Genomic DNA, 21,936 nt, shown 5'->3' with positions numbered 1-21,936 from the left:
AAGGCGGATTTATGAGCGAGAAGAAGCGCGGGTTTTTTGGGCGGCTCTTTGGCGGTAAGGATGCGCCTGATGAGCCTGAAACCCCAGCTGTTGATGCGCTAGAGGAAACTTCTCCAGCCGCGGAAAAGTCGGACGAGACGCCGACACCGGTGGAGATGGAAGTTGCGCCCGTTGCCGCACTGGGCAGCGAGCCAAATGTTCTGTCTGCACAGACCGGCCCGGATTTGTCGCCGCAGATCGCTCCAACAGTTCCGCCGGTGCTGCCTGAGGTCGGTATTTCGACTGATCTTGGTGCAGATGAAAAAGAACCCGACCTTCCGGACGAACTGGTTGAAAGCCCCTCGGACGAAACAGCCTCTACCGACGCATCGGACGTTCCAGCGCCGGCAGAAGACGCTGAAGAGCCAGCTGAGATCGAACCGGAAGCAGAGGTTTCTGCACCCGGGGTGCCTGTCGCGGCTACACCTGCTCCGGCACCCGTTGAGGAAGAAAAACTCTCCTGGTTCCAGCGGCTGAAAAAAGGCCTTTCGCGCTCCTCCTCAGCACTGACGGACGGCATCTCTTCGATCTTCACCAAGCGCAAGCTTGATGCGGCCATGCTGGAGGAGCTGGAAGATATCCTTATCCAAGCGGATCTGGGTGTTGATACGGCGATGGCGATCACCGACCGCCTGTCTGATGGACGCTACAACAAGGAAATCTCTCCGGAAGAAGTGCGCGAGATCCTCTCCGAAGAAGTCGAGAAGGTTCTAGCGCCGGTTGCTCAACCTCTGGATCTGAATTCAGGGAAAAAGCCGCATGTGGTGCTGATGGTCGGTGTCAACGGCACCGGCAAGACCACGACGATCGGCAAACTGTCCAAGAAACTGCGCGAAGAAGGCAAAACGGTCATGCTGGCCGCCGGCGACACGTTCCGCGCAGCTGCCGTGGAGCAACTCAAGATCTGGGGGGAGCGCACCGGTGCTGAAGTCATTTCCCGCGATACCGGGGCGGACGCTGCTGGTCTTGCTTTCGACGCCATGAAGGAAGCGACTGAGAAGGGTGTTGATGTTCTCCTGATAGACACTGCGGGCCGGTTGCAGAACAAGGCCGAGCTGATGGATGAGCTGGAGAAGGTCATCCGTGTCATCAAGAAACACGACCCGGATGCGCCGCACACCTGTCTCCTGACTTTGGATGCGACAACAGGCCAGAACGCGCTCAATCAGGTCGAGATTTTCGGCAAGGTTGCTGGTGTGACCGGGCTGGTCATGACCAAGCTCGACGGCACGGCCCGCGGCGGCATCCTGGTGGCCATTGCCGCCAAACACGGCTTGCCGGTTCATTTTATCGGCGTCGGTGAAGGGGTCGAGGACCTGGAGCCGTTCTTGGCCAAGGACTTCGCATCGGCAATCGCCGGGCTGGCCTAACCCCTGTTTGCCCTTACGTCAAAAATTGTGTTTGCTGAAGGAAGCAGCCGGTTTTGGCGTTGGAGGGCGGAATGAAGGCCATCGTTTCATCTACCTTGTTTTTGATCGCTTCCACCCAAATGGTGGAAGCCGGTCCGTGTGCGGACAAATTCATAGCTCTGTTCACGCAGCCTGATCAGGGCGTTGCGACAAAGACTTTGGCGACGACGGAGTTCAAGGGAGCTCCGCCGATGACCAATGAGTTCCACTTTCTATCGCTAACCCACAACATGACTGTCCCCATCAGCCCGCCGCAACCTTGGGTCATGACCTATGAAACGGTGATGTATCAATCTTCCGACAAAGGTAATACCTGGACAAAGGTGCGGGATCTGGAGGCACCGGCACCCGAGGCGGTGCTGGAGCAGAAGCTCACGGACGCTCAAACCCTGCGCAACACGGACTGCGCCTTGGAGGAAATTGACGGTGTTGCCTATGAGCGGATTGCCGGTGACATCACCCTGTCACAGGGCATGGTGACCGAGAACCGTTACACTTACTTTGTGCGGCAGTCCGATGGGTTCATCGCCAAGGCCATCTACGATACCAAAGCGCCAAATTTCGAAATGGTGATTACCCAGGAGATCGAGCCGGCGCCCGATCTGCAATTGCCGGTTCCCGATTAGCATTCGCATCGGGACACGTCCTGATAAAATCAGTTGCGATTAGAGCTTATCCCGCTGGCCAACGTTCCATCTTTGACCGGTGGCGGTTGCCGTCTGGCTCGACTTGACGGCGGCACGTGATCACGTTCCCGGTTCCCACCCCTCCGGGGCCATTTCAAAACCCTCGAACTGGAATCCCGGCGCGACGGTGCAGCCGACCAGCGTCCACGCGCCGAGCGAGCGGGCCTGTTGCCAGGCATCGCGGGGGACAATGCCTTGGGGGCGTTCTCCTGCCATGAGATCAGTACCAAGGGTCAGGACGTCTTTGCTGGTGCCGTCCGTGCTGACGGACAGTTCAAGCGGGCTGCCCGCATAAAAATGCCAGGTTTCAACGGCATCGACCTTGTGCCAGCGGGAGAGAACTCCTTCCGGCAGCAAAAAATAAATCAAGGTGGAAGCCGCCCGGCCGGTTTCATCGGCAATCGGATCGCGAAAGGTCTCGACAAAATACCCGCCTTCGGGATGCGGCTGCATGCCCAGAAGGTCGATCACGGCATCGGCGGAAAGTGTGGTTGGCAAGGACATAACGGACCTATCAAAATTCGATTTTACAACCTTGTAACAGGTTCGATCCGGTCCGGTTTGAAAATCAATTGGATTTGCTGTCTGAGCAGAATGCGATGTCGTCAACAGTCTCGCGCAAGGCTGCGACCACTTCCTCGTAAAGTACCTGCATGTCCAGCTTGTGTCCGCCGCCATAGGTCACCGGAATTGGTTCCGCCTGACTTAAAATGCGTTGGACAACGTCCCGGGCGCGCTGTTCCGGTGTTCGTGCGGAAAAGGCATCGCGGTCTTCTAATGTCATGGTGACTGCCCCGTCATATTCGAGATGACTCCCATATGGGGGCAGTTTTCCTGATTTTAAGCGGGGAAATTGAAGAAATACTTGCGCATTTTCACCAATTCAGTGCCGCGCATTACGCATTGTCTTTTCTGGTGCGGATTTCCGCAAAGACTTCTGCTGCACCGGCTCCACGCATTCCAAGACTGTCCGCGACACTTGGCGCGGCGGCCCTGAGGAACGGATTGGTGGCTTTTTCCTGCGCCATTGTGGTCGGCAAGGCAGGCTTTCCGGCTGCCCGGAGTGCTGCCACCTCCTTGGCCCGTGCCTGCAAGGCCTCGTTGTCCGGCTCTATGGTGAGCGCGAATGCCGCATTGGATTCCGTATATTCGTGACCGCAATAAATTTCCGTGTCATCCGGCAGATGATGGGCAAGCTTTTCCAATGAGGACCACATCATCTCCATGTCGCCTTCAAACACGCGGCCGCAGCCGAGCGAGAACAGTGTGTCGCCGGTATGGGCCATCTTGATCGAAGGAATGAACCAGGAGATCTGATCGAGCGTGTGTCCTGGTGTTGCGACCGCCTTGATCTCGTAGGGGCCGCACATCACGTCGTCGCCGTCCTCGACGGTTTGCTCCAGTTCTGAAATCTGCTGCCGGGAGCGTTCCGGGCCGATGACAGTTGCGCCGGTCTGCGTTTTCAGGGCGCCCAACCCCTGAACGTGATCCCAATGATGATGGGTGATCAGGATATGGCTCAATGACCAGCCCGTCTCTTTCAGGACATTTGAGTAGGCATCTGCATCAGGAACATCAATCGCGATTGTGGTCCCGCTCTTCCTGTCATGGATCAGCACTCCGTAATTGTCGTTAAGGCAGGTGAACTGCCTGATTTCGGTGGTGTCGATCAAAGCCATGACGTTTGTTCCTCTCCGGTCATTGGATTCAGTGGCTAAAGTGGCAAAGACCGTTTCGCGCGGCAAGTTCCAGCCTTGCGCTTTTTGCATGTTCCATGTTCAATCGCCGCCCGGATTGGCTCCGCAAGGCAGGATTGATGTATCTCGACGTTGTGCATTTGCGCGCCTTTTATGATTTGCCGCTCGGGCGGCTCTTGCGCAGCCTCGTGGGCGCGCCCATTCGCAAGATGTGGCCGGACCTGAAAGGCCAAAGCCTGCTGGGGATCGGATATGCCGGGCCGTTCATGAGGCCGTATCTGGACAATGCAGAACGGGCTATTGCGGGCATGCCGGCACCGCAGGGCGCCATTCCCTGGCCGCCGGAACGGGACAGTGCCTGTGCCTTGGTCCAGGATGGGGCCTTGCCATTCCCGGATGCCTATTTCGACAGGGTAATGCTGGTCCACGCGATTGATCATTGTTCGGATCCCTCCTCCATGCTGAAGGAAGTCTGGCGGGTTCTTGCGCCCGGTGGGCGGGTCATCGCCGTCGTGCCGAACCGCCGGGGCCTGTGGGCCCGGTCCGAACATTCGCCGTTTGGATATGGCCGCCCTTATTCAAGCGGCCAGCTCAAGGAGCTGATGAAGAACAGCCAGTTCAATGTTCTGGACGACCGAGAGGCAGTGTTCATGCCGCCGAGCAAGTCGCGTTACATTGTTCAGGCGGCACGGACTTGGGAGAGCGTCGGACGTCGGATCTGGCCCGCTTTCGGTGGTATCCTTATCATGGAAGCTGAGAAAGTGATTTTCCGCAGCATTCCAACAGGGGGTGAGAAGGCGCGTCTTCGCGTCCTGCGTCCGGTCTTTATTCCCGAAGGCGTGGCAACCGGGCTCAAACCCGTTCGCGCCGCCCGCCCCAGGGTCATGAGTTTGTGATCAATCGCGCTTGAGCAGAAAAACGGCTTGCTCGGCGACAATGTTCCAGACCCACCAGGGCGCATTGATAGGGATCTTGTTTCCTTGTGCGCTCAAGGCGACCGCCTTTTCGACATCCGCATCCAGTTCCTTGCACAGATCAACAAAGTCGCGCAGCGAGCAAAAGTGGATGTTCGGGGTGTCATACCATTCGTAAGGCAGATATTTCGTGACCGGCATGCGCCCACGCAGCAGCAGCTGAACCCGGTTACGCCAATGGGCAAAATTGGGGATCGAGACCACCACCTGCTTGCCGATCCGCAGAAGCTCGCTCATCACCTTTTTCGGCTCCCGGGTCGCCTGTAGCGTCTGACTCAGGATCGCAACGTCAAAGGCCTGGTCCGGATAGTCGGTCAGGTCGGTATCAGCATCGCCCTGAATGGCGGACAACCCGCGGGCAACGCAGTTGTTCACACCTTCTTTCGACAATTCTATACCCCGACCGTCCACCTGGCGTTCACGCACAAGAAGGTCCAGCAGGGCACCATCCGCGGAACCCACATCCAGAACCCTGGCATTTTGCGGAATAAGGGACGCGACAACCTTGTGGTCGCCCCTGACCGTTCCGGCCAAAAGGGCATTGGGGTCCAAAATCATGATGTTGCCCCTTCGCCCGGAGCAGGTATCCCGCGTGCGTTGGCCGCACCGGTGATAAAGCCGCGAATGGTTTCAAACATTTCAGGCACGTCGAGCAGGAAGGCGTCGTGACCCCGGTCGCTGTCGATTTCAACGAACGAAACGTTCGCTGCGGCAGCGTTGAGCGCCTGAACGATCCGCCGGCTTTCCGACGTCGGAAACAGCCAGTCCGACGTGAAGGACATGACGCAAAACCGGGTTTTGGTCTCCTTGAAGGCGGCGGGGAGAGACCCGCCGAACTCGTGGGCCAGATCGAAATAGTCCATTGCCCGCGTAACATAGAGATAGGAGTTGGCGTCAAACCGGTCGACGAAGGTCATGCCCTGGTGCCGCAGATAGCTTTCGATCTGGAAATCCGCGTCAAATCCGAAGGTCAGGTTTTCCCGGTCCTGGAGATTGCGCCCGAATTTCTGATGCAAGGACTCGTCCGACATGTATGTGACGTGCGCGGCCATCCGGGCAACGGCAAGCCCTTTTGTTGGGCGCACCCCTTCTGAAATGTAGTTTCCGCCGCGCCAATCCGGGTCAGCCATGATGGCCTGCCTGCCGACCTCATGAAACGCAATGTTCTGCGAGGTATGGCGTGCGGCAGCGGCGATCGGAACTGCCGAGAACACCTTTTCCGGATAGCTCGCGGCCCATTGCAGGACCTGCATGCCCCCCATGGAGCCGCCAATGACTGAGAAGAGTGTCTGAATCCCCAAATGCTCAACAAGGCGGGCCTGAGCCCGCACCATGTCGCGGATGGTCACGACGGGAAGGTTGAGGCCATAGGGGGAGCCGGTGGCAGGGTCGAGTGTCGCCGGACCGGTCGTGCCCAGGCACCCGCCAAGCACATTGGCACAGATGACAAAATAGTGGTTGGTGTCGATCGGTTTGCCCGGGCCGACCATCAAAGACCACCAGCCTTGTTTTCCTGTGACCGGATTTGTTGAGGCGGCATATTGATCGCCTGTCAGGGCGTGGCACACCACAACGGCGTTGGTCTTGTCAGCATTCAGCGTGCCATAGGTTTCATAGGCAATCTGCCATGGGGCGAGCTCGACGCCCGAATCCAGTTCCAGCGGCTGATCGGCGCCAAACATGGCCAGTTTGCTGGAGGGAGATATGGCTTCGCTCGAAGCAACAGCCTCAGCCGTTTGCGGAATTGTCGTGTCTGAGGACATTGCTCACGCGGTAGTGGTTGACCGGACGAATGGTATGGGTGGATGTGCCAGCGCAGTTCGCGGTCTTGCCTTGAAACGAGACAGGACCGGGCTCAAGCCAATCCAGACAGGCGACCTAGCCGCGCAAATTGCCACGAGTCAATGTTTTCTTTTGCGTTTGGCCGATCACATGCCTATGACTAGCGGCCGCAAACCATGACAATTGCCGGAGATATCATGTCAGACATGCCCGACAGCGGACAGTCGCTTACGGAGCTGCGCCATCAGATTGATGTACTGGATGCGCAGATCCACGATGCACTGATTGCACGGGCCCGGGCGGAGGCCGGTGTTTATGCTGCCCGTCAGGCGGCTGGCGAGAGCGTGTCTCCGTTTTATCCCGACCGGGATGCGGACGTCATGCGGCATCTGATTGAGCGGCATTCCGGTGACCTGCCGCTTGTCACGGTCGAGCAAATCTGGCGCGGTACTGTAGGCGGTTGCACGAACACGCTCACGGACTACGCCGTCCATCTGGATGGCAGCGCAGAACTGACGGACATGCTGGATCTTGCACGGTTCTATTTCGGATTTTCAGTCGAACTGGTCCCGGCAAGTGACGCGGCCGATGTAGTGGGGGCGGTAACCGCCTCGCCGCACGATTTGGGCATTGTGGCTTTGACCGACCGTGCGGATCTGCCCTGGTGGCGCGGATTGAGCGACGCGGGTGCGCTTGTCAGTGCCCGGCTGCCGTTTGTGGTCATGGACGACCGCCCAGCGGACTTACCGGCATTGGTCCTGTCGAAATCGCCCGGTCTTGCTGAAACGGCAGATGTTTCGGTATTTGATGCGCGCTGGTCTGACATCTTGCCGGGGAAACTGATGGATCAGGGCATCGAGGTTTTGAGTTTCTTCCGCTCGGCCGCCGGTGTCGATGCCATGATTGCCGTCTCTGGCGATTTGACGGAAGAAGATGTTCAACGTGCCTGTGCCCTGGCCGGGGCGGCACCGGAAGTCTTGCGCCGGATTGGCGGATATGCCGCGCCAATCGATGGTGACGGCGCATCAGATGAGTTTGGGCCCGAGGATGAGGGGTCTTGAGGATGAATGAGATGACAACAATCGGCGACGCAGCAGTAGAAACGTCAAACCGGCCGCAGCCGAAACCCGGTGTGATGAGTATTGCGCCTTATGTTCCTGGAAAGTCCAAGGCGACGGGCGGCAAGACGCTGCACAAGCTGTCTTCGAATGAAACACCGCTGGGCGCGAGTCCGGCCGCTGCCGCTGCGATGAAAGACATTGGGCCATCTCGAACTTTATCCTGATGGCGGGTCCAGCGATTTGCGGGCTGCCATCGGCGACGTCTATGGCCTGAACCCGGACCGGATTATTTGCGGGGCAGGATCCGATGAAATCCTCAGCCTGATTGCGTATGCCTATCTTGGCGCGGGTGATGAGGCGATCTACTCCGAGCACGGCTTCCTCGTTTACGACATCGCGATCCGTGCGGCCGGTGCGGTGCCTGTCATTGCGCCGGAACAGGATCTCACCACGGATGTCGATGCAATCCTGGCGCGGGTGACGGCGAAGACCAAAATGGTTTTCATAGCCAATCCGAACAATCCGACTGGCACATACCTGCCGTTTGAAGAAGTGCGCCGCCTGCATGCAGGGCTGCCTGCCCATGTGCTTCTGGTGCTGGATGCCGCTTACGGTGAATATGTGCGCCGGAATGATTATGAAAGCGGCCTCGAACTGGCCGCGACGGCTGACAATGTCATCATGACCCGGACGTTCTCCAAGGTATATGGCCTTGCAAACCTGCGTCTTGGATGGGGGTTCGGCCCGGCTCACGTTATTGATGCGCTGAACCGTATCCGAGGGCCTTTCAATGTGTCTGGTGTTGCCATCGCGGCCGGAGTAGCTGCGGTCAAGGACCGTGACTTTCTGTCAAGAGCGGTCGAACACAATGACAAATGGTTGCCATGGGTCACTTCGGAACTGGAGGCGCTGGGCCTCAAGGTAACGCCGAGTGTCGGCAATTTCGTACTGGTGCACTTTCCGGACGAGCAGGGCAAACGGGCCGTTGATGCGGATGCCTATCTGCTGGACAATGGTTGCGTCCTGCGCCTTGTTGGCAATTACGGCCTCCCAAATGCGCTGCGCATGAGTATTGGCACTGAAGATGCCAACCGCACGGTTGTCGGCCTTCTCAAGTCATTCCTGGGACAAGCCTGAAAGAAGAAAAACAATAATGTCTGGTGCCCCTCTATTTGACAGGCTCGCCCTGATCGGGATTGGCCTGATCGGGTCCTCTCTGGCGCAGGCTGCCCGTCAGCGCGGATTGGTCAAGGAAATCGCGATTTCAACGCGCTCACCCGAAACCTTGCAGCGCGCTGAGGAACTCGGCTTGGGCGATGTCTACGAATTGGACGCCGCTACTGCCGTTGAGGGGGCGGATCTTGTTATTCTGTGCGTGCCGGTTGGGGCCAACGAGGCTGTTGCGAAATGGATCAAGCCGGCGTTGAAGCCGGGCGCAATCCTGACCGATGCCGGCTCTACCAAAGGATCTGTTGTCGATCAGGTCGGTCCGCATGTGCCCGATGGTGTCCATTTTGTTCCAGGTCACCCGATCGCGGGCACAGAGCAATCCGGTCCGGATGCCGGCTTTCCGACCCTATTTGACGAGCGCTGGTGCATTTTGACCCCGCCGGAGGGAACAGACCCCGCCGCAGTTGAGAAGCTGACCAAGTTCTGGGAGGGCTGCGGCTCAACCGTCGATATCATGGATGCCAAACATCATGACCTTGTTCTGGCGATTGTTTCGCATCTTCCGCATCTGATTGCTTATAACATCGTCGGAACCGCAGACGATCTTGAAGCGGTGACAAAATCGGAGGTGATCAAGTATTCGGCTTCCGGTTTCCGTGACTTTACACGCCTCGCTGCGTCCGACCCGATCATGTGGCGGGATGTCTGCCTGAACAATAAGGATGCGATCCTGGAGATGCTGGCGCGGTTTTCAGAGGACCTGTCTGCGCTGCAGCGGGCAATCCGCTGGGGAGATGGCGAACAGCTCTTTGATCTGTTTACCCGCACCAGAGGTATCCGCCGGTCTATCATCGAGGCGGGACAGGAAACTGACGCGCCCGACTTCGGGCGCCACGGCAAGCCGGGGTCGGCTAACTTGGCCGAGTAACAATAAACCCGGCCAGCGCGCGCAGAACACGGGCCCGCTCGCCGAACGGTTCCAGCAACTTGTTGGCATCGTCCAAAAGCTGGACGAGTTCCTGACGTGTTTTTTCCGGACCTAAGAGGCCGACCAGCGTGGCTTTTCCGGCCTCGGCATCCTTTCCGGTGGCCTTGCCCATGGCCTCCGGGCTTGCTTCGACATCGAGAAGATCATCGGCGAGCTGAAAGGCAAGCCCGATGATTTCGCCAAACCGGGTCAGGCTGTCCACGTCCTCAGGTGACGCTTGAGCGAGGATAGCCCCGGCGCGGCAGGCATAACGCAATAATGCGCCTGTCTTCATGGCCTGCAACTGCCGGATTTCGGCTTCCGTTCTCTGCCGGTGCTCGGACTCCAGATCGAGCATCTGGCCCCCTGCCATGCCGCCAATACCGGCCGCCCGGGCGAGTTCACGTGAAAGGCGAAGGCGGACCGCCGGATCCTGATGGATTTTTTCGTCTGCGATGATGTCGAATGCCAACGTCAGCAGGGCGTCACCGGCAAGGATCGCCGTTGCATCGTCAAATGCTTTATGAACGGTGGGCTGGCCCCGCCGCAGGTCATCATCATCCATGGCCGGCAGATCATCATGGACAAGGGAATAGCAGTGGATCAGTTCCAGGGCGCAGGCGGCTGGAACCACCTGGCCGGGATCTGCGTCAAACAGCGCCGCGCTCTCCATCATCAGGACCGGGCGCAGCCGTTTGCCGCCATTGAGCGCCCCATGGCGCATGGCTGCAATCAAGCGCGCGGGGCGGGTAATTTCCATCTCCCCAGCCTGATTGTGCAGGATGTCTTCAAGCGCGGTGTCGATACGCTTGGCGGCGCTTGCCAAATGCTGAACGAAATCAAATGTCACAAATGGCTCCGGCGGCTCAAAACATTGTTTGGTCTCATGGGGTTTCCGTGAAGCGGATTCGCTGTATCGTCAAGACCGCAATCCCAAATTGACGCTTACCTTATGATTTTTTGTCTCTCAGTTTTCCGAAAGCGGGAGTTCCTCATGAAATTACTGTCCGGCCTTTTACGTTCCTTCATCAAGAATGGCCGGATGCGGGTCATTGATGCCGCCGGAGAGCTTCACGAGTTCGGGTCCGGCGAGAACGGACCGACCGTGACGATCCGGCTGCACAGCAAGAAGCTCTATACGGCATTGTTCTTGAACCCGGAGCTTGCGGCGGGCGAAGCTTATATGGACGGCAGCCTGACCATGGAAGAGGGGTCAACCTGCTATGATTTTATGTTCCTCTTCTCCATTAACCGGGCCCCGCTCGGTGCGCATCCGGTGCAAAGCCTGCTGCGCAAAAGCTGGAAAGCTCTTCGGCGATACCAGCAGAAAAACAGCGTTGAGCGGGCAAAAGCCCAAGCCCGCCATCATTATGATCTCTCGACAGATCTTTACCGGCTGTTTCTGGATGATGGGCTGAACTACAGCTGTGCCTATTACCGCAGCGAGGACGACAGCCTGGAGGCGGCCCAGGCGCAAAAGCTGACCCATCTGGTCGCAAAACTTGATCTCCAACCGGATATGAGAGTTCTGGAAATTGGCGGTGGCTGGGGCTCTCTGGCGATCCGGATGGCACAGGCCGGAGCCCATGTCACATCCCTGAATGTGTCTCCCGAGCAGGTCAAAATTGCCGAACAACGGGTCAAGGCCGCAGGTGTGGAAGACCGTGTGGAGTTTGTCCTGAAGGACTACCGGGAGTTTGAGGGGCAATTTGACCGCATCATATCCGTTGGAATGATGGAGCACGTGGGCATAGGCCACCTGGACGCCTATTTCGGGAAGATCCGCGACTGCCTCACGGACAATGGATTTGCTGTTGTTCACTCCATCGGCCGCATGACCCCGCCTGGAACTACCGGGCCATTTATCCGGAAGTACATTTTCCCAGGCGGATATGTTCCCGCGCTTTCGGAAGTTTTTGCATCGACGGAACGTCTTGGGTTATGGGTCTGCGACGCGGAAATCCTGAGGTTGCATTACTACTACACGATCCGGGATTGGCGGATCCGTTTCGAAGAGCGCCGCGCGGATGCGGCTGCTCTTTATGACGACGCCTTTTGCCGGATGTGGGAGTTTTATCTCAGCGCGGTGGAGCTCGGGTTTCTGCACGGGTCCAATATGGTGTTCCAGCTCTTGCTGTCGAAAGAACGGGACGCGGTCCCCATCCTGAGAGACTTTATGGTCGATAACGAACGGATACTGAATGCCGCAGGCTAAATCGGCCTCCAAACCGGGTGCGTCTCAAAAACCGTCTCTAAGACAGCGGCTGCGGCGGCGGGCCGTGCAGATCCTCATCGCACTCCTTTTACTGCCGCCTGCCCTCACCGTTCTGTATTCGGTGGTTCCGCCCGTCAGCACGCTGATGCTCGGGCGTTATGTCCAGTTTTTGTGGGTGGACCGCCAATGGGTCTCGCTGAGCGACATCTCTCCGAACCTCATCAAGTCGGTCATCACGTCGGAAGACAGCGGGTTTTGCTCGAATGACGGTGTCGAGTGGGGCGCCTTACAAGATCAGGTTGAGGCCTTGAGCGAGGGCGAGCGCCCGCGGGGTGCAAGCACGATCACCATGCAGACGGCCAAGAACCTGTTCCTTTGGGGAGATAGGTCCTATGTCCGCAAAGCGCTGGAACTGCCGCTGGCCTTGATGCTGGATGCGATCCTGAGCAAGAAACGCATACTGGAAATCTACTTGAACATTGCTGAATGGGGCGAGGGGATTTTTGGGGCGGAAGCTGCCAGTCATGCCTGGTTCGGCAAGCCTGCGAAAGATCTTTCCCGGACCGAAGCGGCGCGGCTTGCGACGGCCCTTCCCAATCCACGCGGTCGTAATCCCGCCAAACCATCCGCCGGGCACCGGCGGCTTGCCGGTACCAATTTGGCGCGGGTCCGGCAATCGGGCAATATCTTTGGATGTGTGATCGAGTAGGAGCGGCGCGCGGGCGATTTTGTGAGGCGGTGGGGTCCGAATCAGGGCCGCGAACTGCGGCCCAACAAAAATTTCGCTGGTGGGGTGGAAAACACTGGACTTTGCCTGTATAACCCCGCGCATTCCAACACGCTGCGTGCCGCCACGCCCCGGGCTGACCCGGTCCGGGCCGCGCGGTTATGGACCACGGAGAAAAACAAAATGGCCGTTCCAAAGAGAAAAACCTCGCGCATGAAGCGCGGTTTTCGCCGTTCCGCGGACGCCCTGAAGCAGCCGACTTACGTCGAGGATAAGGATTCGGGCGAACTGCGCCGCCCGCACCACGTCGACCTGAAGACCGGCATGTACCGGGGCCGTCAGATCATGACCCCGAAAGACGACGCATAACGCGTTCTTTCCGGTTCGGATCGCCGTATGGCAACACCAAGATTGAGGCTGGCCTTGTTCCGACGGGCCGGCCTTTTTCTTTTCACGGATATCCGTTCTTGAATTGGCCCGAATGATCGTGTCAGGTGCAACCGCACCGGCTGTCGTGGGCCGATCCGCTTTGGAGCCTTTCATGCGTCTATTTTCCGCTGTTCCTTTCACCCTGATTACATTCCTGACCTACATTGGCCTTGCGTTCACCGCAGGTGCGGCCAATCCGGGCCTGTGGGCCGACCCGGTCATTACCGTCGCCATGGTGTCTGGCGCAACATTCCAGCTCCTGGTCAGCGATCTTCTGATCACCGCCGGATTGTTCTTTCTGTTCATTGAAATCATGAAGGCGACGCGGATCGGAACAACAGCTTTGATGGACCACATGCTGTCCGTGCTGGTGTTCATCGCTTATCTGGTTGCCTTCCTGGTATTGCCCCAGGCGGCAACCTCGCTCTTCTTTATTTTGATGGCGATCTCACTGATCGACGTGATTGCCGGCTTTTCGATCTCCATCACCGGCGCCCGCCGGGACGTATCCTTTGGCCACGGCGACGGGCATTAGGACCCGGCACCCAATCCGGGATGGCAGTTGTGCGACCTGAGGTTAAATCTCAGGCCTCTTTTTCTTCCTCGACGACCGCGTGTTTCTGGATCAGCGGCAGCTGTGTCAGTGTGAAGATCAGCGTGATCGGCATAACGCCGAAAACCTTGAAGTTGACCCAGAAATCGGTCGAGAAATTCCGCCAGACAATCTCGTTGATGGCAGCCAGAACAAAGAAGAAGACCCCCCATCGGAAGGTCAGCTTGCGCCAGCCTTCGTCTGTCAGCTTGAACGCGCTGTCAAATACGTAGCCAAGCAGGGACTTGCCGAACAGCAAACCGGCCAGCAGGACCGAGCCAAACAGACAGTTGACGATGGTTGGCTTCAGTTTGATGAAGAGCTCGTCGTGAAGCCAGAGCGTCAGCGCACCAAAGACAAGCACCACGACACCCGAGACCAGCGGCATGACCGGCAGGCGCTTGGTCAGCCATAGCGATACGGTGAGCGAAATCGTGATCGCCACCATGAAGGCAGCAGTGGCCAGGAAGATCGGCTCACCGATTGCCTGCAGGACCGGAAAGCTCGCGGCGATTTGCTCGCCCCTGGAATTGAACAGGAAGAATATCCCAAGCGGCCCGAGCTCCAGTGCCAACTTCAGGAGCGGCGACAGTTCCTTGCGTGCGGGATCATTCGGATCTTTTTCAAATTCCATGACGGTCTTTCGGGCCTTGTGCCATTTTGTGATCTTGTTTGCCACATAGGGATGTCTAACCTGCAAGGTCAAGGGGAGCATGGGTTGGAAAGGGCCGTAACCGGCGGAAATAGCATTGATCAGTGCAGCATCCCCGATGGTGCGGAGGGCTATGAACATGTCTCCGACGCGTGGATAGAACAGTCTGAGAGCTTTGACGTTCCCGCACTTTATGCGCCCGTTCTGGACCTTCTTCCGCGTGAGCCGGCGCGCGTTCTGGATATCGGAGCCGGGACCGGCCGGGATGCCGCATGGTTTGCGGGGCGGGGACACAAGGTGACCGCCGTTGAACCGGCCCGGCGACTTCGGGAAGCCGGGCGGCAAATTCATCAGGGCCGCGAGATTGAGTGGATCGAAGCCCATTTGCCAGACTTGCCGGGATTAAGGGCACGCGCTTCCTTCGACCTGATTGTTCTGATCGGTGTCTGGCAGCATTTGAAGGAAACAATGCGCTCTGCTGCCATGGCACGGATATTTGATCTTACGGCACCGAAGGGGCGTGTCATCCTGTCATTGCGCCATGGGCCGGGTGCGCCGGACCGGCCAGTGTTTCCAATTGACCCCAACGGCACAATTGCTGCGGCAGAACAATGTGGCTTCACCGTGTTGCGGGCAGCCAGGGCGTCCTCGCTACAGGCCGCAAACCGGAAGAAGGGCGTTGAATGGACCTGGATGGTCCTGGAAGCTAAGCCGGGTAGGTTGAGGTGATGACGACCATTGCTCATCAGACTATCGGACTGCCGTTTGCTGCCTGTCTTTCAAGGATAGAGACATGAGGCGGCTGCTCATCCTGGTGTCGTGTTTTTGGCTGGTGGCAGCGGATGTCCAGGCGGCAAAACGCGTGTCCTGGGAGGATTTGAAGGATCCGGCCTCACAGAATTTCGAAGATCCCTTCGAGGCTCTCAACATCCTGGAGCTGAGATCCCTTGCGACCGTAGTCCGTCTCCGCAAGCAATTGGACACGGGCAACGTTTCTGAAGACAATCTATTTGCTGTCATGCAGCAGCTCGAGGCCGCGGAAGCCAAACTGGCTGTGTCCGGGGTTGATACGGATGCGTTGCTCAGCCGGCGGCAGGAAATCGCGGACAAGAGGTTGACTGCAGCTATTACCGGAAATGCAGCGCTGGACAATCAGACGATTTCGATTACGGGATATGTCATTCCGGTCCTCGAGCCCGACGGGACCTCGCGCGGCGGATATCTGGTGCCGCAATATGGGATGTGCAGTCATGTCCCGGCACCCGATCCCAATCAGATGATCCGGTATCAGGCCGGTTCAAGCTGGCAGCCTGACAGAATCTACCAGCGGGTCCGGTTAACAGGCCGGATTGATCTCACGCTGACCCGCCAGACCATCAATCTTCTGGACGGTGAGGTCGATATGGTGGCGGCACTTAACATGACCGATGCGGTCTTGCATCCGGACAAGGCTTTCAGGCCCCGACCGCAGGATCGTACGCTCTTTTCCGCTCATTGAGGCATTTCCCGGCAGGCGCCGAACGAACTTCACTTTCACCACGCTAGAGGTGCTTTACGGGAAAAAGAAAGGGCGCTCATCGGCGCCCTTCCCAATCCCTTATATCACCAGCCCTGTTAGCCGTTCGCGACGTATTGGCCACCATTGATGGTCATGACGGCACCTGTCATGAATGCGGCTGCATCAGAGGCAAGGTAAACCACGGTCTGCGCGATTTCCTCCGGATGGCCAAGGCGGCCGACCGGGATGCCGGCGACGATGGATTCCAGGACCTTTTCCGGCATGGCGGCGACCATGTCGGTGTTGATATAGCCCGGGCAGACGCAATTCACGGTGATGCCCTTGAACGCGTTTTCCTGTGCGAGTGCCTTGGTGAAGCCGATCACGCCAGCTTTTGCAGCGGAATAGTTTGCCTGTCCCATCTGGCCCTTCTGACCATTGATGGAGGATATATTGATGATCCGGCCCGATCCGCGTCCACGCATGCCATTGATAACCGGATGGGTCATGGTGAACATGCTGTCGAGGTTGGTCGACATCACATCGCGCCATTGATCGAAAGTCATTTTGTGGAACATGCCGTCACGGGTAATGCCGGCGTTGTTGACCAGCACTTCCACCGGTCCGAGTTCGCTTTCGACCTGCGCAATGCCTGCAGCACAAGCTTCCGGATCGGACACGTCCCATTTGAAAACGTGGATCCCGGTTTCTGCTTTGAAAGCCTCTGCCTTTTCCGTGTTGCCGGCATAAGTGGCCGCCACGGTGTATCCTGCATCTTTCAAACCGCGCGAAATTGCCTCGCCAATTCCCCGTGTTCCCCCCGTCACCACTGCGACCTTACTCATTCCGTTCCTCCTAACTTCCAACTCCGGGCCTATTCCGGCCTTTTTGAAGTTCTCTTCCCAAGAAAGCACCGTACTCACGGGTCACATCTGATGAAATACCCCACAAGCGTCCGGCCGGTCAGCCGGGTTGCTTTTGTGCCCTGCGCTGATGAGCCCTAATCAATGCGTGCTGAAATCATGGCCGCTCCTTGCAGGTGCGGCCATGACAATTCTCAATGGAGTGCTTAACGCTCCAGGCACATGGCAACGCCCATGCCACCACCGATGCACAAGGTTGCCAATCCCTTTTTGGCATCCCTGCGGACCATCTCATGCAGCAGCGTGCACAGGATGCGGGCACCGGAGGCGCCGATCGGGTGGCCGATCGCGATGGCGCCGCCATTGACGTTTACAACGTCCGAGCTCCAGCCCATGTCCTTGTTAACGGCACACGCCTGGGCCGCAAAGGCTTCGTTGGCCTCTACAAGATCCAGATCTTCAGCCGCCCATCCGGCTTTCTCGAGAGCCTTGCGGGATGCTGGGATCGGTCCGGAGCCCATAATGGCCGGATCCACACCGGCCGTTGCCCAGGAAGCGATCCGCGCCAGAGGCTTCAAACCGCGTTTCTCGGCTTCCTCAGCGCTCATGACGACAAGTGCTGCGGCACCGTCATTGATGCCGGATGCGTTCGCGGCCGTAACTGTCCCCTCCTTGGTAAAGGCCGGGCGGAGCTTTGTGACACTGTCCAAGGTGGCGCCATGACGGATGTACTCGTCGTCCTCGACCACGATGTCGCCCTTGCGGGTTTTGACGGTGAACGGGGTGATTTCATCCTTGAACTTGCCGGCCTTTTGAGCGGCTTCCGCCTTGTTTTGAGAAGCGACTGCAAACTCATCCTGCTGTTCGCGGGTAATCTGCCACTTCTCGGCAACGTTCTCTGCTGTCTGGCCCATGTGGTAGCCGTTGAAGGCGTCCCATAGGCCATCCTTGATCATGGTGTCGATCATTTTGTAATCGCCCATTTTGTAGCCTGCACGCATCGGCGCGCAGTGGGGCGACTGGGTCATGTTTTCCTGTCCGCCTGCGACCATAATCGTCGCGTCGCCGGTATGGATCTGCTGCGCTGCAATGGCGACGGTTCTAAGGCCTGAGCCGCAAACCTGATTCAGCGCCCAGGCAGTGGACTTGTCTGAAATGCCGGCGGCAATCGCAGCCTGGCGGGCAGGGTTCTGGCCCTGGCCTGCTGTGAGGACCTGGCCGAAGACAACTTCATCAACATCGCCGCCGTCAACTTTGGCCTGCTCGAGTGCTGCTTTGATCACGTGAGCGCCCAGTTCGTGGGCGGGCGTATTGGCAAAGGATCCGTTGAAGGACCCGACTGGTGTGCGGGTCGCACTGACAATGACGACGTCTTTGGAAGCGCTCATCCTATTCTCCCGAACTCATGGCCCTGGCGGGCCTAGTGGTTTGGTGCCGCTAGGGCACTCTTTGATCCGTAATTATGCACAAACTAGAAACCGCAGCCGTAAATGTGTCAACCGTGACAACCCTTATCCGCGTCCTGTTTTCGCGTCTGCGGTATTATCCTTTCGTCAGTGCACATAAAAAGGTGGCATGACCCGATGCGATTGGCATAGTCTCTTAGCCGGAGGAGATGACAGGTCTGCGAAGGCCTTGTCGTCAAATGAAAAACAGCCACCCGGGCTCGACCCAGAGTGTGACATGCGGAAGTGACGAATGGCCAAGACCAGCGAGCCGACCATCATCAAGAAGTACGCCAACCGGCGTCTCTACAACACCGGTACGAGCACCTATGTCACGTTGGAGGACCTGGCGGTGATGGTGAAGGGCGAGGAGGATTTCGTCGTCTTTGATGCCAAAAGCGGCGATGACATCACCCGGTCGGTTCTGACGCAGATCATCTTCGAGCAGGAGGCTAAGGGCACAAACCTGCTGCCCGTGAGCTTCTTGCGCCAGCTGATCGGTTTTTACGGCGACAGCATGCAGGGGCTTGTGCCGAGCTTCCTAGAATACTCCATGACCTCGCTGACCAAGGAACAAGAGAAGCTACGCTCGCAAATGAGTGAAGCTTTCGGAGCGACGGCCTTTGACGCGATCGAGGATCAGGTGAAGCGGAACACCGAGATGTTCGAGCGGGCGATGAAAATGTTCATGCCGTTTCCGACCGCTGACAGTGGAGCCAATGCCCCAGCCGAAACTCCCGCCGCTAAACCGGACAGTTCCGATCTTGACGACATGAAAAAACAGCTGGAAGACATGCAAAAGAAGATCAACCAGCTGTCTGACAAAGCTTAAAGGCGCCAGGGGCGCCCTTTCTTTTTCACTTAGCCGCAATCTGTGCTCAGGCCGGTCTTCTCGATGCCGGCGACAGCGCACGCTTCGTCGTTGTCTGACGTATCGCCTGTAATCCCGACAGCGCCGAGAACTTCACCGTCATCGTTCTTAATGATGACGCCGCCCGGGACTGGGACAATCGCGCCGCCAGAAACGCCGTTCAAGGCATTCACGAAGTGGGGCCGGGTTTCAGCATTCGCGTTCAGCCAACGGGTTCCGGTGCCGACGGCAAGTGCGCCTGTCGCCTTGCCCATGGCAATCTGCGGCCGCATGATCGAGGACCCATCCTGACGCTGAAGGGCCACCAGGTGTCCACCTGCATCCAGCACCGCAACGGTCAACGGCTTCAATCCGAGCTCGGCCGCTTTTTCGAAAGCGGCAGAAATGATGGTCTCAGAGGTTGAAAGTGTAAGTTTGCGCATTCCGCCAGTTCTCCTTATGGTGCAGCCGGTGAGTGGGTTTGCTAACAGAACAACGTCTTGGTGGATAGCTTCCCGGATCGATAAGCAACTGGTGCGAAAAGGAAACAATCCTTCGCATCCGTGGTTGGAGGACATCTGTTGAAGCGCGATTTTCAAGCCCCTGGACGGTCTCCGGTCTATGCACGTGACGGGGCTGCGGCAACATCCCATCCCCTTTCAACGAGCACAGCGCTGGAAGTTCTGCAAGCCGGAGGAAACGCGGTTGATGCAGCGCTTGCAGCCGTTGCCGTTCAGTGCGTTGTGGAACCGCATATGACCGGCATTGGCGGCGATTGTTTTGCCATCGTCATGGAGCCGGACGGACAGCTGACCGGGTTCAATGGATCAGGCGCCGCGCCGCGTGCTGCATCGTCAAAGAAGCTGATGGAGCTTGGCGTAACCGAACTCACAGATACCTCCCCGCATTCTGTGACAGTTCCAGGTGCCGTCCGTGCATGGGAAACGCTGCACAAGGCCCATGGGTCAAAGCCATTCAAGTCCTTGTTCAAACGTTCGGTTCACTATGCGCGGGAGGGATTTCCGGTCGCCCCGCGCGTTGCGCGGGATTGGGCGCTCAATCTTGAAAAACTGGCGGCTGATCCGATCAGTGCCGCCCGTTACCTTCTTAAAGGCGCAGCGCCTGAAGCCGGAACCGTGTTAAAATATCCGCATCTGGCCGATACGCTTGAAGCCATCAGCGAAAGCGGAGCCGACGCTTTCTACACCGGTCCGGTTGCCGAGGATATTGTCGGCGCTCTGCAGGCAAGGGGCGGGGTGATGACAACCGACGATTTGGCGGCTTGCCACACGACGGCTGTGTCTCCGATCCTGCGCGATTACAACGGCTATACCATTGCCGAATTGCCGCCCAACGGCCAGGGCGTGATTGCATTGGTGATGCTTGGGCTGCTGGAGCGGTACGATCTGTCGTCACTGGATCCGCTGGGTCCGGAGCGGTTCCATCTGCAAATGGAGGCCGCGCGGCTTGCCTATGCCGTCCGCGATCAATTCGTGGCTGACCCCGGCTATATGGACATCTGCCATTCTAGGCTGATTGGCGGCGACTACCTGGATCAGCTCTCAAAGCTGATATCCGCCAAAAAGAGAATGGACTCCATTCCTGCCACGTCGCTGGCACCCCAGACCGACACCGTCTATGTCAGCGTTGTAGACAAGGACGGGTTGGCGGTCTCCTTGATCAACTCGCTGTTCAGCGATTTTGGCAGCGGCATTGTGGCGCCCGAAAGCGGTGTGCTGCTCCATTGCCGCGGTAAATCGTTCAAGGTTCAGCCCGGCGATGCGAATACGATTGAAGGCGGAAAACGGCCGCTTCACACCATTATTCCGGCCATGGTCCTCAAGGACGGCGCGCCCTTCCTGTCCTTTGGCGTCATGGGTGGTCACTATCAGGCCTGCGGGCATGGCCATGTGCTCACGAACATCATCGACTATGGCATGGATGTTCAGGCGGCAATCGACTTCCCGCGCATGTTCTTTGACCTGAATTCGCACGCCCTGCAGGCCGAGCGGCTGATCCCGCCGTCAACTTTGGACGGCCTGCGGGCGCTTGGGCACGAAGTGGTCCCGGCACCTGGCCCGATCGGGGGCGCGCAAGCCATCATGATCGACCGCGCGCGGCATGTTCTGACGGCGGGCTCCGATCCGCGGAAAGATGGGCACGCGGCCGGGTACTAGTCCCCAGTATAGCAAATGGAGTACTCGGCTGCGCTTTAAGTGTTGGCAGCCGGGGGCGCCTTACCATCAGCCGGCGAACGGCAGTGACGAATGATGTAGATTGATCCTCAGATTGCCGTCATCGTCGAGGACATACCCGAATGTGTATTCCACCTGGGTTTCCTCTCCGTCGGGGCCTGTGAAATAATAGTTCCCCATGGCCATCGCCGAATCCTGATCGGTGTAGATGCCGTGATTGTCCCACCTGACATTCGTCCAGCCCTTGATGGCAAAGCCTTCGTCCTCGGTCCCGTCCTGGCCGATAAAGTAAGACATGGCGTCGTCAAACGTCGCGCGGAACTGGTGCTCTGATGCGAGGGTCGGTTTGAACATCACCGGACCGGCATCGTAGCTATAAAGCGTGTTGATGTGGTCCGCAGCGCGGGCAGCGTAGTCCGCACCTGCCAGATAGTGGCCTGAAATATCGACGATACCTTCGCCCCAGGCGGCCTGCGCATCGAGCACGGCCTGCTCGGAGATTGTATTGATGTGGCTCGAGTTGGTCTCCGCAACTGCGGCGCCCGCCATTGGGACCATGGCGCCACCTGCGATCAAACCCGCCAACACACTCTTGAAATTTCTCATAGGACTTCCTTTCATCACAAGGTTTCTGTGATTGGCGACAAAGGGCACTTGTCTGAAAGGCCTCGTCTATCGACGCAAA

24 protein-coding genes and 1 pseudogene are annotated in these 21,936 nt (G+C 58.0%); 14 read left to right on the top strand and 11 right to left on the bottom strand.

Features of this window, described 5'->3' with window-relative positions; translation table 11 throughout:
• The first annotated feature begins 11 nt into the window (after positions 1–11).
• Both ftsY and E1180_RS18510 read left to right on the top strand, forming a co-directional pair.
• Positions 12–1,409: a signal recognition particle-docking protein FtsY gene (gene ftsY / locus E1180_RS18515; RefSeq protein ID WP_155193485.1), complete on the top strand. Its 1,398-nt coding sequence runs from the start codon at positions 12–14 to the stop codon at positions 1,407–1,409.
• 71 nt (positions 1,410–1,480) lie between these two features.
• The gene (locus E1180_RS18510; RefSeq protein WP_155193483.1) at positions 1,481–2,074 is read left to right on the top strand and encodes a hypothetical protein; all 594 of its coding nucleotides are present in this window, start codon (positions 1,481–1,483) and stop codon (positions 2,072–2,074) included.
• Between the two features lie 120 nt (positions 2,075–2,194).
• Here the strand turns inward: E1180_RS18510 and E1180_RS18505 are convergent, their stop codons facing one another.
• The 3 genes from E1180_RS18505 to gloB all read right to left on the bottom strand — a co-directional run bounded on the left by E1180_RS18505 (position 2,195) and on the right by gloB (position 3,813).
• Positions 2,195–2,638 (bottom strand): cupin domain-containing protein, encoded by a 444-nt coding sequence (locus E1180_RS18505; RefSeq protein WP_155193481.1) that lies wholly within the window; start codon positions 2,636–2,638, stop codon positions 2,195–2,197.
• A 64-nt stretch (positions 2,639–2,702) separates the two neighbouring features.
• Positions 2,703–2,918 (bottom strand): hypothetical protein, encoded by a 216-nt coding sequence (locus tag E1180_RS18500; protein ID WP_155193479.1) that lies wholly within the window; start codon positions 2,916–2,918, stop codon positions 2,703–2,705.
• Positions 2,919–3,030: 112 nt separating this feature from the next.
• Positions 3,031–3,813, bottom strand: a complete 783-nt coding sequence (gene gloB, locus E1180_RS18495; RefSeq protein WP_155193476.1) for a hydroxyacylglutathione hydrolase — start codon at positions 3,811–3,813, stop codon at positions 3,031–3,033.
• A 95-nt stretch (positions 3,814–3,908) separates the two neighbouring features.
• Between gloB and E1180_RS18490 the strand changes: the two genes are divergently transcribed.
• Positions 3,909–4,727, top strand: a complete 819-nt coding sequence (locus tag E1180_RS18490) for a class I SAM-dependent methyltransferase (RefSeq protein WP_208997235.1) — start codon at positions 3,909–3,911, stop codon at positions 4,725–4,727.
• Here E1180_RS18490 and metW read toward each other — a convergent pair whose 3' ends face one another.
• Positions 4,728–5,363, bottom strand: a complete 636-nt coding sequence (gene metW / locus E1180_RS18485) for a methionine biosynthesis protein MetW (protein WP_155193473.1) — start codon at positions 5,361–5,363, stop codon at positions 4,728–4,730.
• On the bottom strand, positions 5,360–6,568 hold the full coding sequence (gene metX / locus E1180_RS18480) for a homoserine O-acetyltransferase MetX (protein WP_155193472.1): 1,209 nt from the start codon (positions 6,566–6,568) through the stop codon (positions 5,360–5,362). Before metX ends, metW begins: the two co-directional genes overlap by 4 nt.
• A gap of 216 nt (positions 6,569–6,784) precedes the next feature.
• Here metX and E1180_RS18475 point away from each other — a divergent pair, with 216 nt between their 5' ends.
• The 3 genes and pseudogenes from E1180_RS18475 (at position 6,785) to E1180_RS18465 (ending at position 9,746) form a co-directional block, all read left to right on the top strand.
• Entirely contained in the window at positions 6,785–7,648 is an 864-nt protein-coding gene (locus E1180_RS18475) for a chorismate mutase (RefSeq protein WP_155193469.1), read from the top strand.
• 11 nt (positions 7,649–7,659) lie between these two features.
• Positions 7,660–8,785: pseudogene (locus tag E1180_RS18470) on the top strand (pyridoxal phosphate-dependent aminotransferase).
• A gap of 16 nt (positions 8,786–8,801) precedes the next feature.
• Positions 8,802–9,746 (top strand): prephenate/arogenate dehydrogenase family protein, encoded by a 945-nt coding sequence (locus E1180_RS18465; protein WP_155193467.1) that lies wholly within the window; start codon positions 8,802–8,804, stop codon positions 9,744–9,746.
• Here the strand turns inward: E1180_RS18465 and E1180_RS18460 are convergent.
• Positions 9,730–10,635, bottom strand: a complete 906-nt coding sequence (locus E1180_RS18460) for a polyprenyl synthetase family protein (protein WP_425280928.1) — start codon at positions 10,633–10,635, stop codon at positions 9,730–9,732. The genes E1180_RS18465 and E1180_RS18460 overlap by 17 nt on opposite strands.
• Positions 10,636–10,779: 144 nt before the next feature.
• On the opposite strand from E1180_RS18460, the gene E1180_RS18455 reads away from it, so the two are divergent.
• The 4 genes from E1180_RS18455 (at position 10,780) to E1180_RS18440 (ending at position 13,691) form a co-directional block, all read left to right on the top strand.
• Positions 10,780–12,000: an SAM-dependent methyltransferase gene (locus tag E1180_RS18455; protein WP_155193465.1), complete on the top strand. Its 1,221-nt coding sequence runs from the start codon at positions 10,780–10,782 to the stop codon at positions 11,998–12,000.
• Positions 11,987–12,709, top strand: coding sequence for a monofunctional biosynthetic peptidoglycan transglycosylase (mtgA, locus tag E1180_RS18450; protein ID WP_155193463.1), 723 nt, complete (start codon positions 11,987–11,989; stop codon positions 12,707–12,709). Before E1180_RS18455 ends, mtgA begins: the two co-directional genes overlap by 14 nt.
• Positions 12,710–12,910: 201 nt before the next feature.
• Positions 12,911–13,096 (top strand): 50S ribosomal protein L32, encoded by a 186-nt coding sequence (rpmF, locus tag E1180_RS18445; RefSeq protein WP_155136158.1) that lies wholly within the window; start codon positions 12,911–12,913, stop codon positions 13,094–13,096.
• 172 nt (positions 13,097–13,268) lie between these two features.
• Entirely contained in the window at positions 13,269–13,691 is a 423-nt protein-coding gene (locus E1180_RS18440; RefSeq protein ID WP_155193461.1) for a hypothetical protein, read from the top strand.
• A gap of 49 nt (positions 13,692–13,740) precedes the next feature.
• Here the strand turns inward: E1180_RS18440 and E1180_RS18435 are convergent, their stop codons facing one another.
• Positions 13,741–14,382 carry a septation protein A gene (locus E1180_RS18435; protein ID WP_155193458.1) on the bottom strand — a complete coding sequence of 214 codons (642 nt, stop codon included), beginning with the start codon at positions 14,380–14,382 and terminating at the stop codon, positions 13,741–13,743.
• A gap of 84 nt (positions 14,383–14,466) precedes the next feature.
• Between E1180_RS18435 and E1180_RS18430 the strand changes: the two genes are divergently transcribed.
• Together E1180_RS18430 and E1180_RS18425 are read left to right on the top strand one after the other, a co-directional pair.
• On the top strand, positions 14,467–15,129 hold the full coding sequence (locus tag E1180_RS18430; protein ID WP_196220644.1) for a class I SAM-dependent methyltransferase: 663 nt from the start codon (positions 14,467–14,469) through the stop codon (positions 15,127–15,129).
• Between the two features lie 64 nt (positions 15,130–15,193).
• Complete coding sequence (locus tag E1180_RS18425) at positions 15,194–15,898, top strand: DUF3299 domain-containing protein (RefSeq protein WP_155193454.1); 705 nt, start codon at positions 15,194–15,196, stop codon at positions 15,896–15,898.
• A gap of 116 nt (positions 15,899–16,014) precedes the next feature.
• Here E1180_RS18425 and phbB read toward each other — a convergent pair whose 3' ends face one another.
• A complete protein-coding gene (gene phbB / locus E1180_RS18420; protein ID WP_155193452.1) occupies positions 16,015–16,743 on the bottom strand; it encodes an acetoacetyl-CoA reductase in 729 nt (242 codons plus the stop codon).
• 224 nt (positions 16,744–16,967) lie between these two features.
• Complete coding sequence (locus E1180_RS18415) at positions 16,968–18,149, bottom strand: acetyl-CoA C-acetyltransferase (RefSeq protein WP_155193449.1); 1,182 nt, start codon at positions 18,147–18,149, stop codon at positions 16,968–16,970.
• Positions 18,150–18,459: 310 nt separating this feature from the next.
• Here E1180_RS18415 and phaR point away from each other — a divergent pair, with 310 nt between their 5' ends.
• Positions 18,460–19,038 (top strand): polyhydroxyalkanoate synthesis repressor PhaR, encoded by a 579-nt coding sequence (gene phaR, locus E1180_RS18410; RefSeq protein ID WP_155193447.1) that lies wholly within the window; start codon positions 18,460–18,462, stop codon positions 19,036–19,038.
• 29 nt (positions 19,039–19,067) lie between these two features.
• On the opposite strand, the gene E1180_RS18405 is transcribed toward phaR, so the two are convergent.
• Complete coding sequence (locus E1180_RS18405) at positions 19,068–19,499, bottom strand: GlcG/HbpS family heme-binding protein (RefSeq protein ID WP_155193445.1); 432 nt, start codon at positions 19,497–19,499, stop codon at positions 19,068–19,070.
• A 138-nt stretch (positions 19,500–19,637) separates the two neighbouring features.
• Here E1180_RS18405 and ggt point away from each other — a divergent pair, with 138 nt between their 5' ends.
• Entirely contained in the window at positions 19,638–21,233 is a 1,596-nt protein-coding gene (gene ggt / locus E1180_RS18400; protein WP_155193443.1) for a gamma-glutamyltransferase, read from the top strand.
• A 66-nt stretch (positions 21,234–21,299) separates the two neighbouring features.
• On the opposite strand, the gene E1180_RS18395 is transcribed toward ggt, so the two are convergent.
• Entirely contained in the window at positions 21,300–21,857 is a 558-nt protein-coding gene (locus E1180_RS18395; protein WP_208997234.1) for a hypothetical protein, read from the bottom strand.
• Between the last annotated feature and the right edge of the window lie 79 nt (positions 21,858–21,936).

Origin of the sequence: Roseibium denhamense, from assembly GCF_009711415.1 — a bacterium.
GTDB lineage: Bacteria > Pseudomonadota > Alphaproteobacteria > Rhizobiales > Stappiaceae > Roseibium > Roseibium denhamense.
This window is presented reverse-complemented; position numbering and strand designations above follow the sequence as displayed.

Excerpts from the sequence above, each read along its gene's own strand:
- E1180_RS18440 (WP_155193461.1), top strand. The coding sequence starts at position 13,269 with ATGCGTCTATTTTCCGCTGTTCCTTTCACCCTGATTACATTCCTGACC.
- E1180_RS18425 (WP_155193454.1), top strand. The coding sequence starts at position 15,194 with ATGAGGCGGCTGCTCATCCTGGTGTCGTGTTTTTGGCTGGTGGCAGCG.
- E1180_RS18395 (WP_208997234.1), bottom strand. The coding sequence starts at position 21,857 with ATGAGAAATTTCAAGAGTGTGTTGGCGGGTTTGATCGCAGGTGGCGCC.
- E1180_RS18405 (WP_155193445.1), bottom strand. The coding sequence starts at position 19,499 with ATGCGCAAACTTACACTTTCAACCTCTGAGACCATCATTTCTGCCGCT.
- E1180_RS18500 (WP_155193479.1), bottom strand. The coding sequence starts at position 2,918 with ATGACATTAGAAGACCGCGATGCCTTTTCCGCACGAACACCGGAACAG.
- phbB (WP_155193452.1), bottom strand. The coding sequence starts at position 16,743 with ATGAGTAAGGTCGCAGTGGTGACGGGGGGAACACGGGGAATTGGCGAG.
- phaR (WP_155193447.1), top strand. The coding sequence starts at position 18,460 with ATGGCCAAGACCAGCGAGCCGACCATCATCAAGAAGTACGCCAACCGG.
- E1180_RS18510 (WP_155193483.1), top strand. The coding sequence starts at position 1,481 with ATGAAGGCCATCGTTTCATCTACCTTGTTTTTGATCGCTTCCACCCAA.
- mtgA (WP_155193463.1), top strand. The coding sequence starts at position 11,987 with ATGCCGCAGGCTAAATCGGCCTCCAAACCGGGTGCGTCTCAAAAACCG.
- metX (WP_155193472.1), bottom strand. The coding sequence starts at position 6,568 with ATGTCCTCAGACACGACAATTCCGCAAACGGCTGAGGCTGTTGCTTCG.
- E1180_RS18465 (WP_155193467.1), top strand. The coding sequence starts at position 8,802 with ATGTCTGGTGCCCCTCTATTTGACAGGCTCGCCCTGATCGGGATTGGC.
- metW (WP_155193473.1), bottom strand. The coding sequence starts at position 5,363 with ATGATTTTGGACCCCAATGCCCTTTTGGCCGGAACGGTCAGGGGCGAC.
- E1180_RS18415 (WP_155193449.1), bottom strand. The coding sequence starts at position 18,149 with ATGAGCGCTTCCAAAGACGTCGTCATTGTCAGTGCGACCCGCACACCA.
- E1180_RS18475 (WP_155193469.1), top strand. The coding sequence starts at position 6,785 with ATGTCAGACATGCCCGACAGCGGACAGTCGCTTACGGAGCTGCGCCAT.
- ftsY (WP_155193485.1), top strand. The coding sequence starts at position 12 with ATGAGCGAGAAGAAGCGCGGGTTTTTTGGGCGGCTCTTTGGCGGTAAG.
- E1180_RS18435 (WP_155193458.1), bottom strand. The coding sequence starts at position 14,382 with ATGGAATTTGAAAAAGATCCGAATGATCCCGCACGCAAGGAACTGTCG.
- rpmF (WP_155136158.1), top strand. The coding sequence starts at position 12,911 with ATGGCCGTTCCAAAGAGAAAAACCTCGCGCATGAAGCGCGGTTTTCGC.
- E1180_RS18455 (WP_155193465.1), top strand. The coding sequence starts at position 10,780 with ATGAAATTACTGTCCGGCCTTTTACGTTCCTTCATCAAGAATGGCCGG.
- gloB (WP_155193476.1), bottom strand. The coding sequence starts at position 3,813 with ATGGCTTTGATCGACACCACCGAAATCAGGCAGTTCACCTGCCTTAAC.
- E1180_RS18490 (WP_208997235.1), top strand. The coding sequence starts at position 3,909 with ATGTTCAATCGCCGCCCGGATTGGCTCCGCAAGGCAGGATTGATGTAT.
- E1180_RS18505 (WP_155193481.1), bottom strand. The coding sequence starts at position 2,638 with ATGTCCTTGCCAACCACACTTTCCGCCGATGCCGTGATCGACCTTCTG.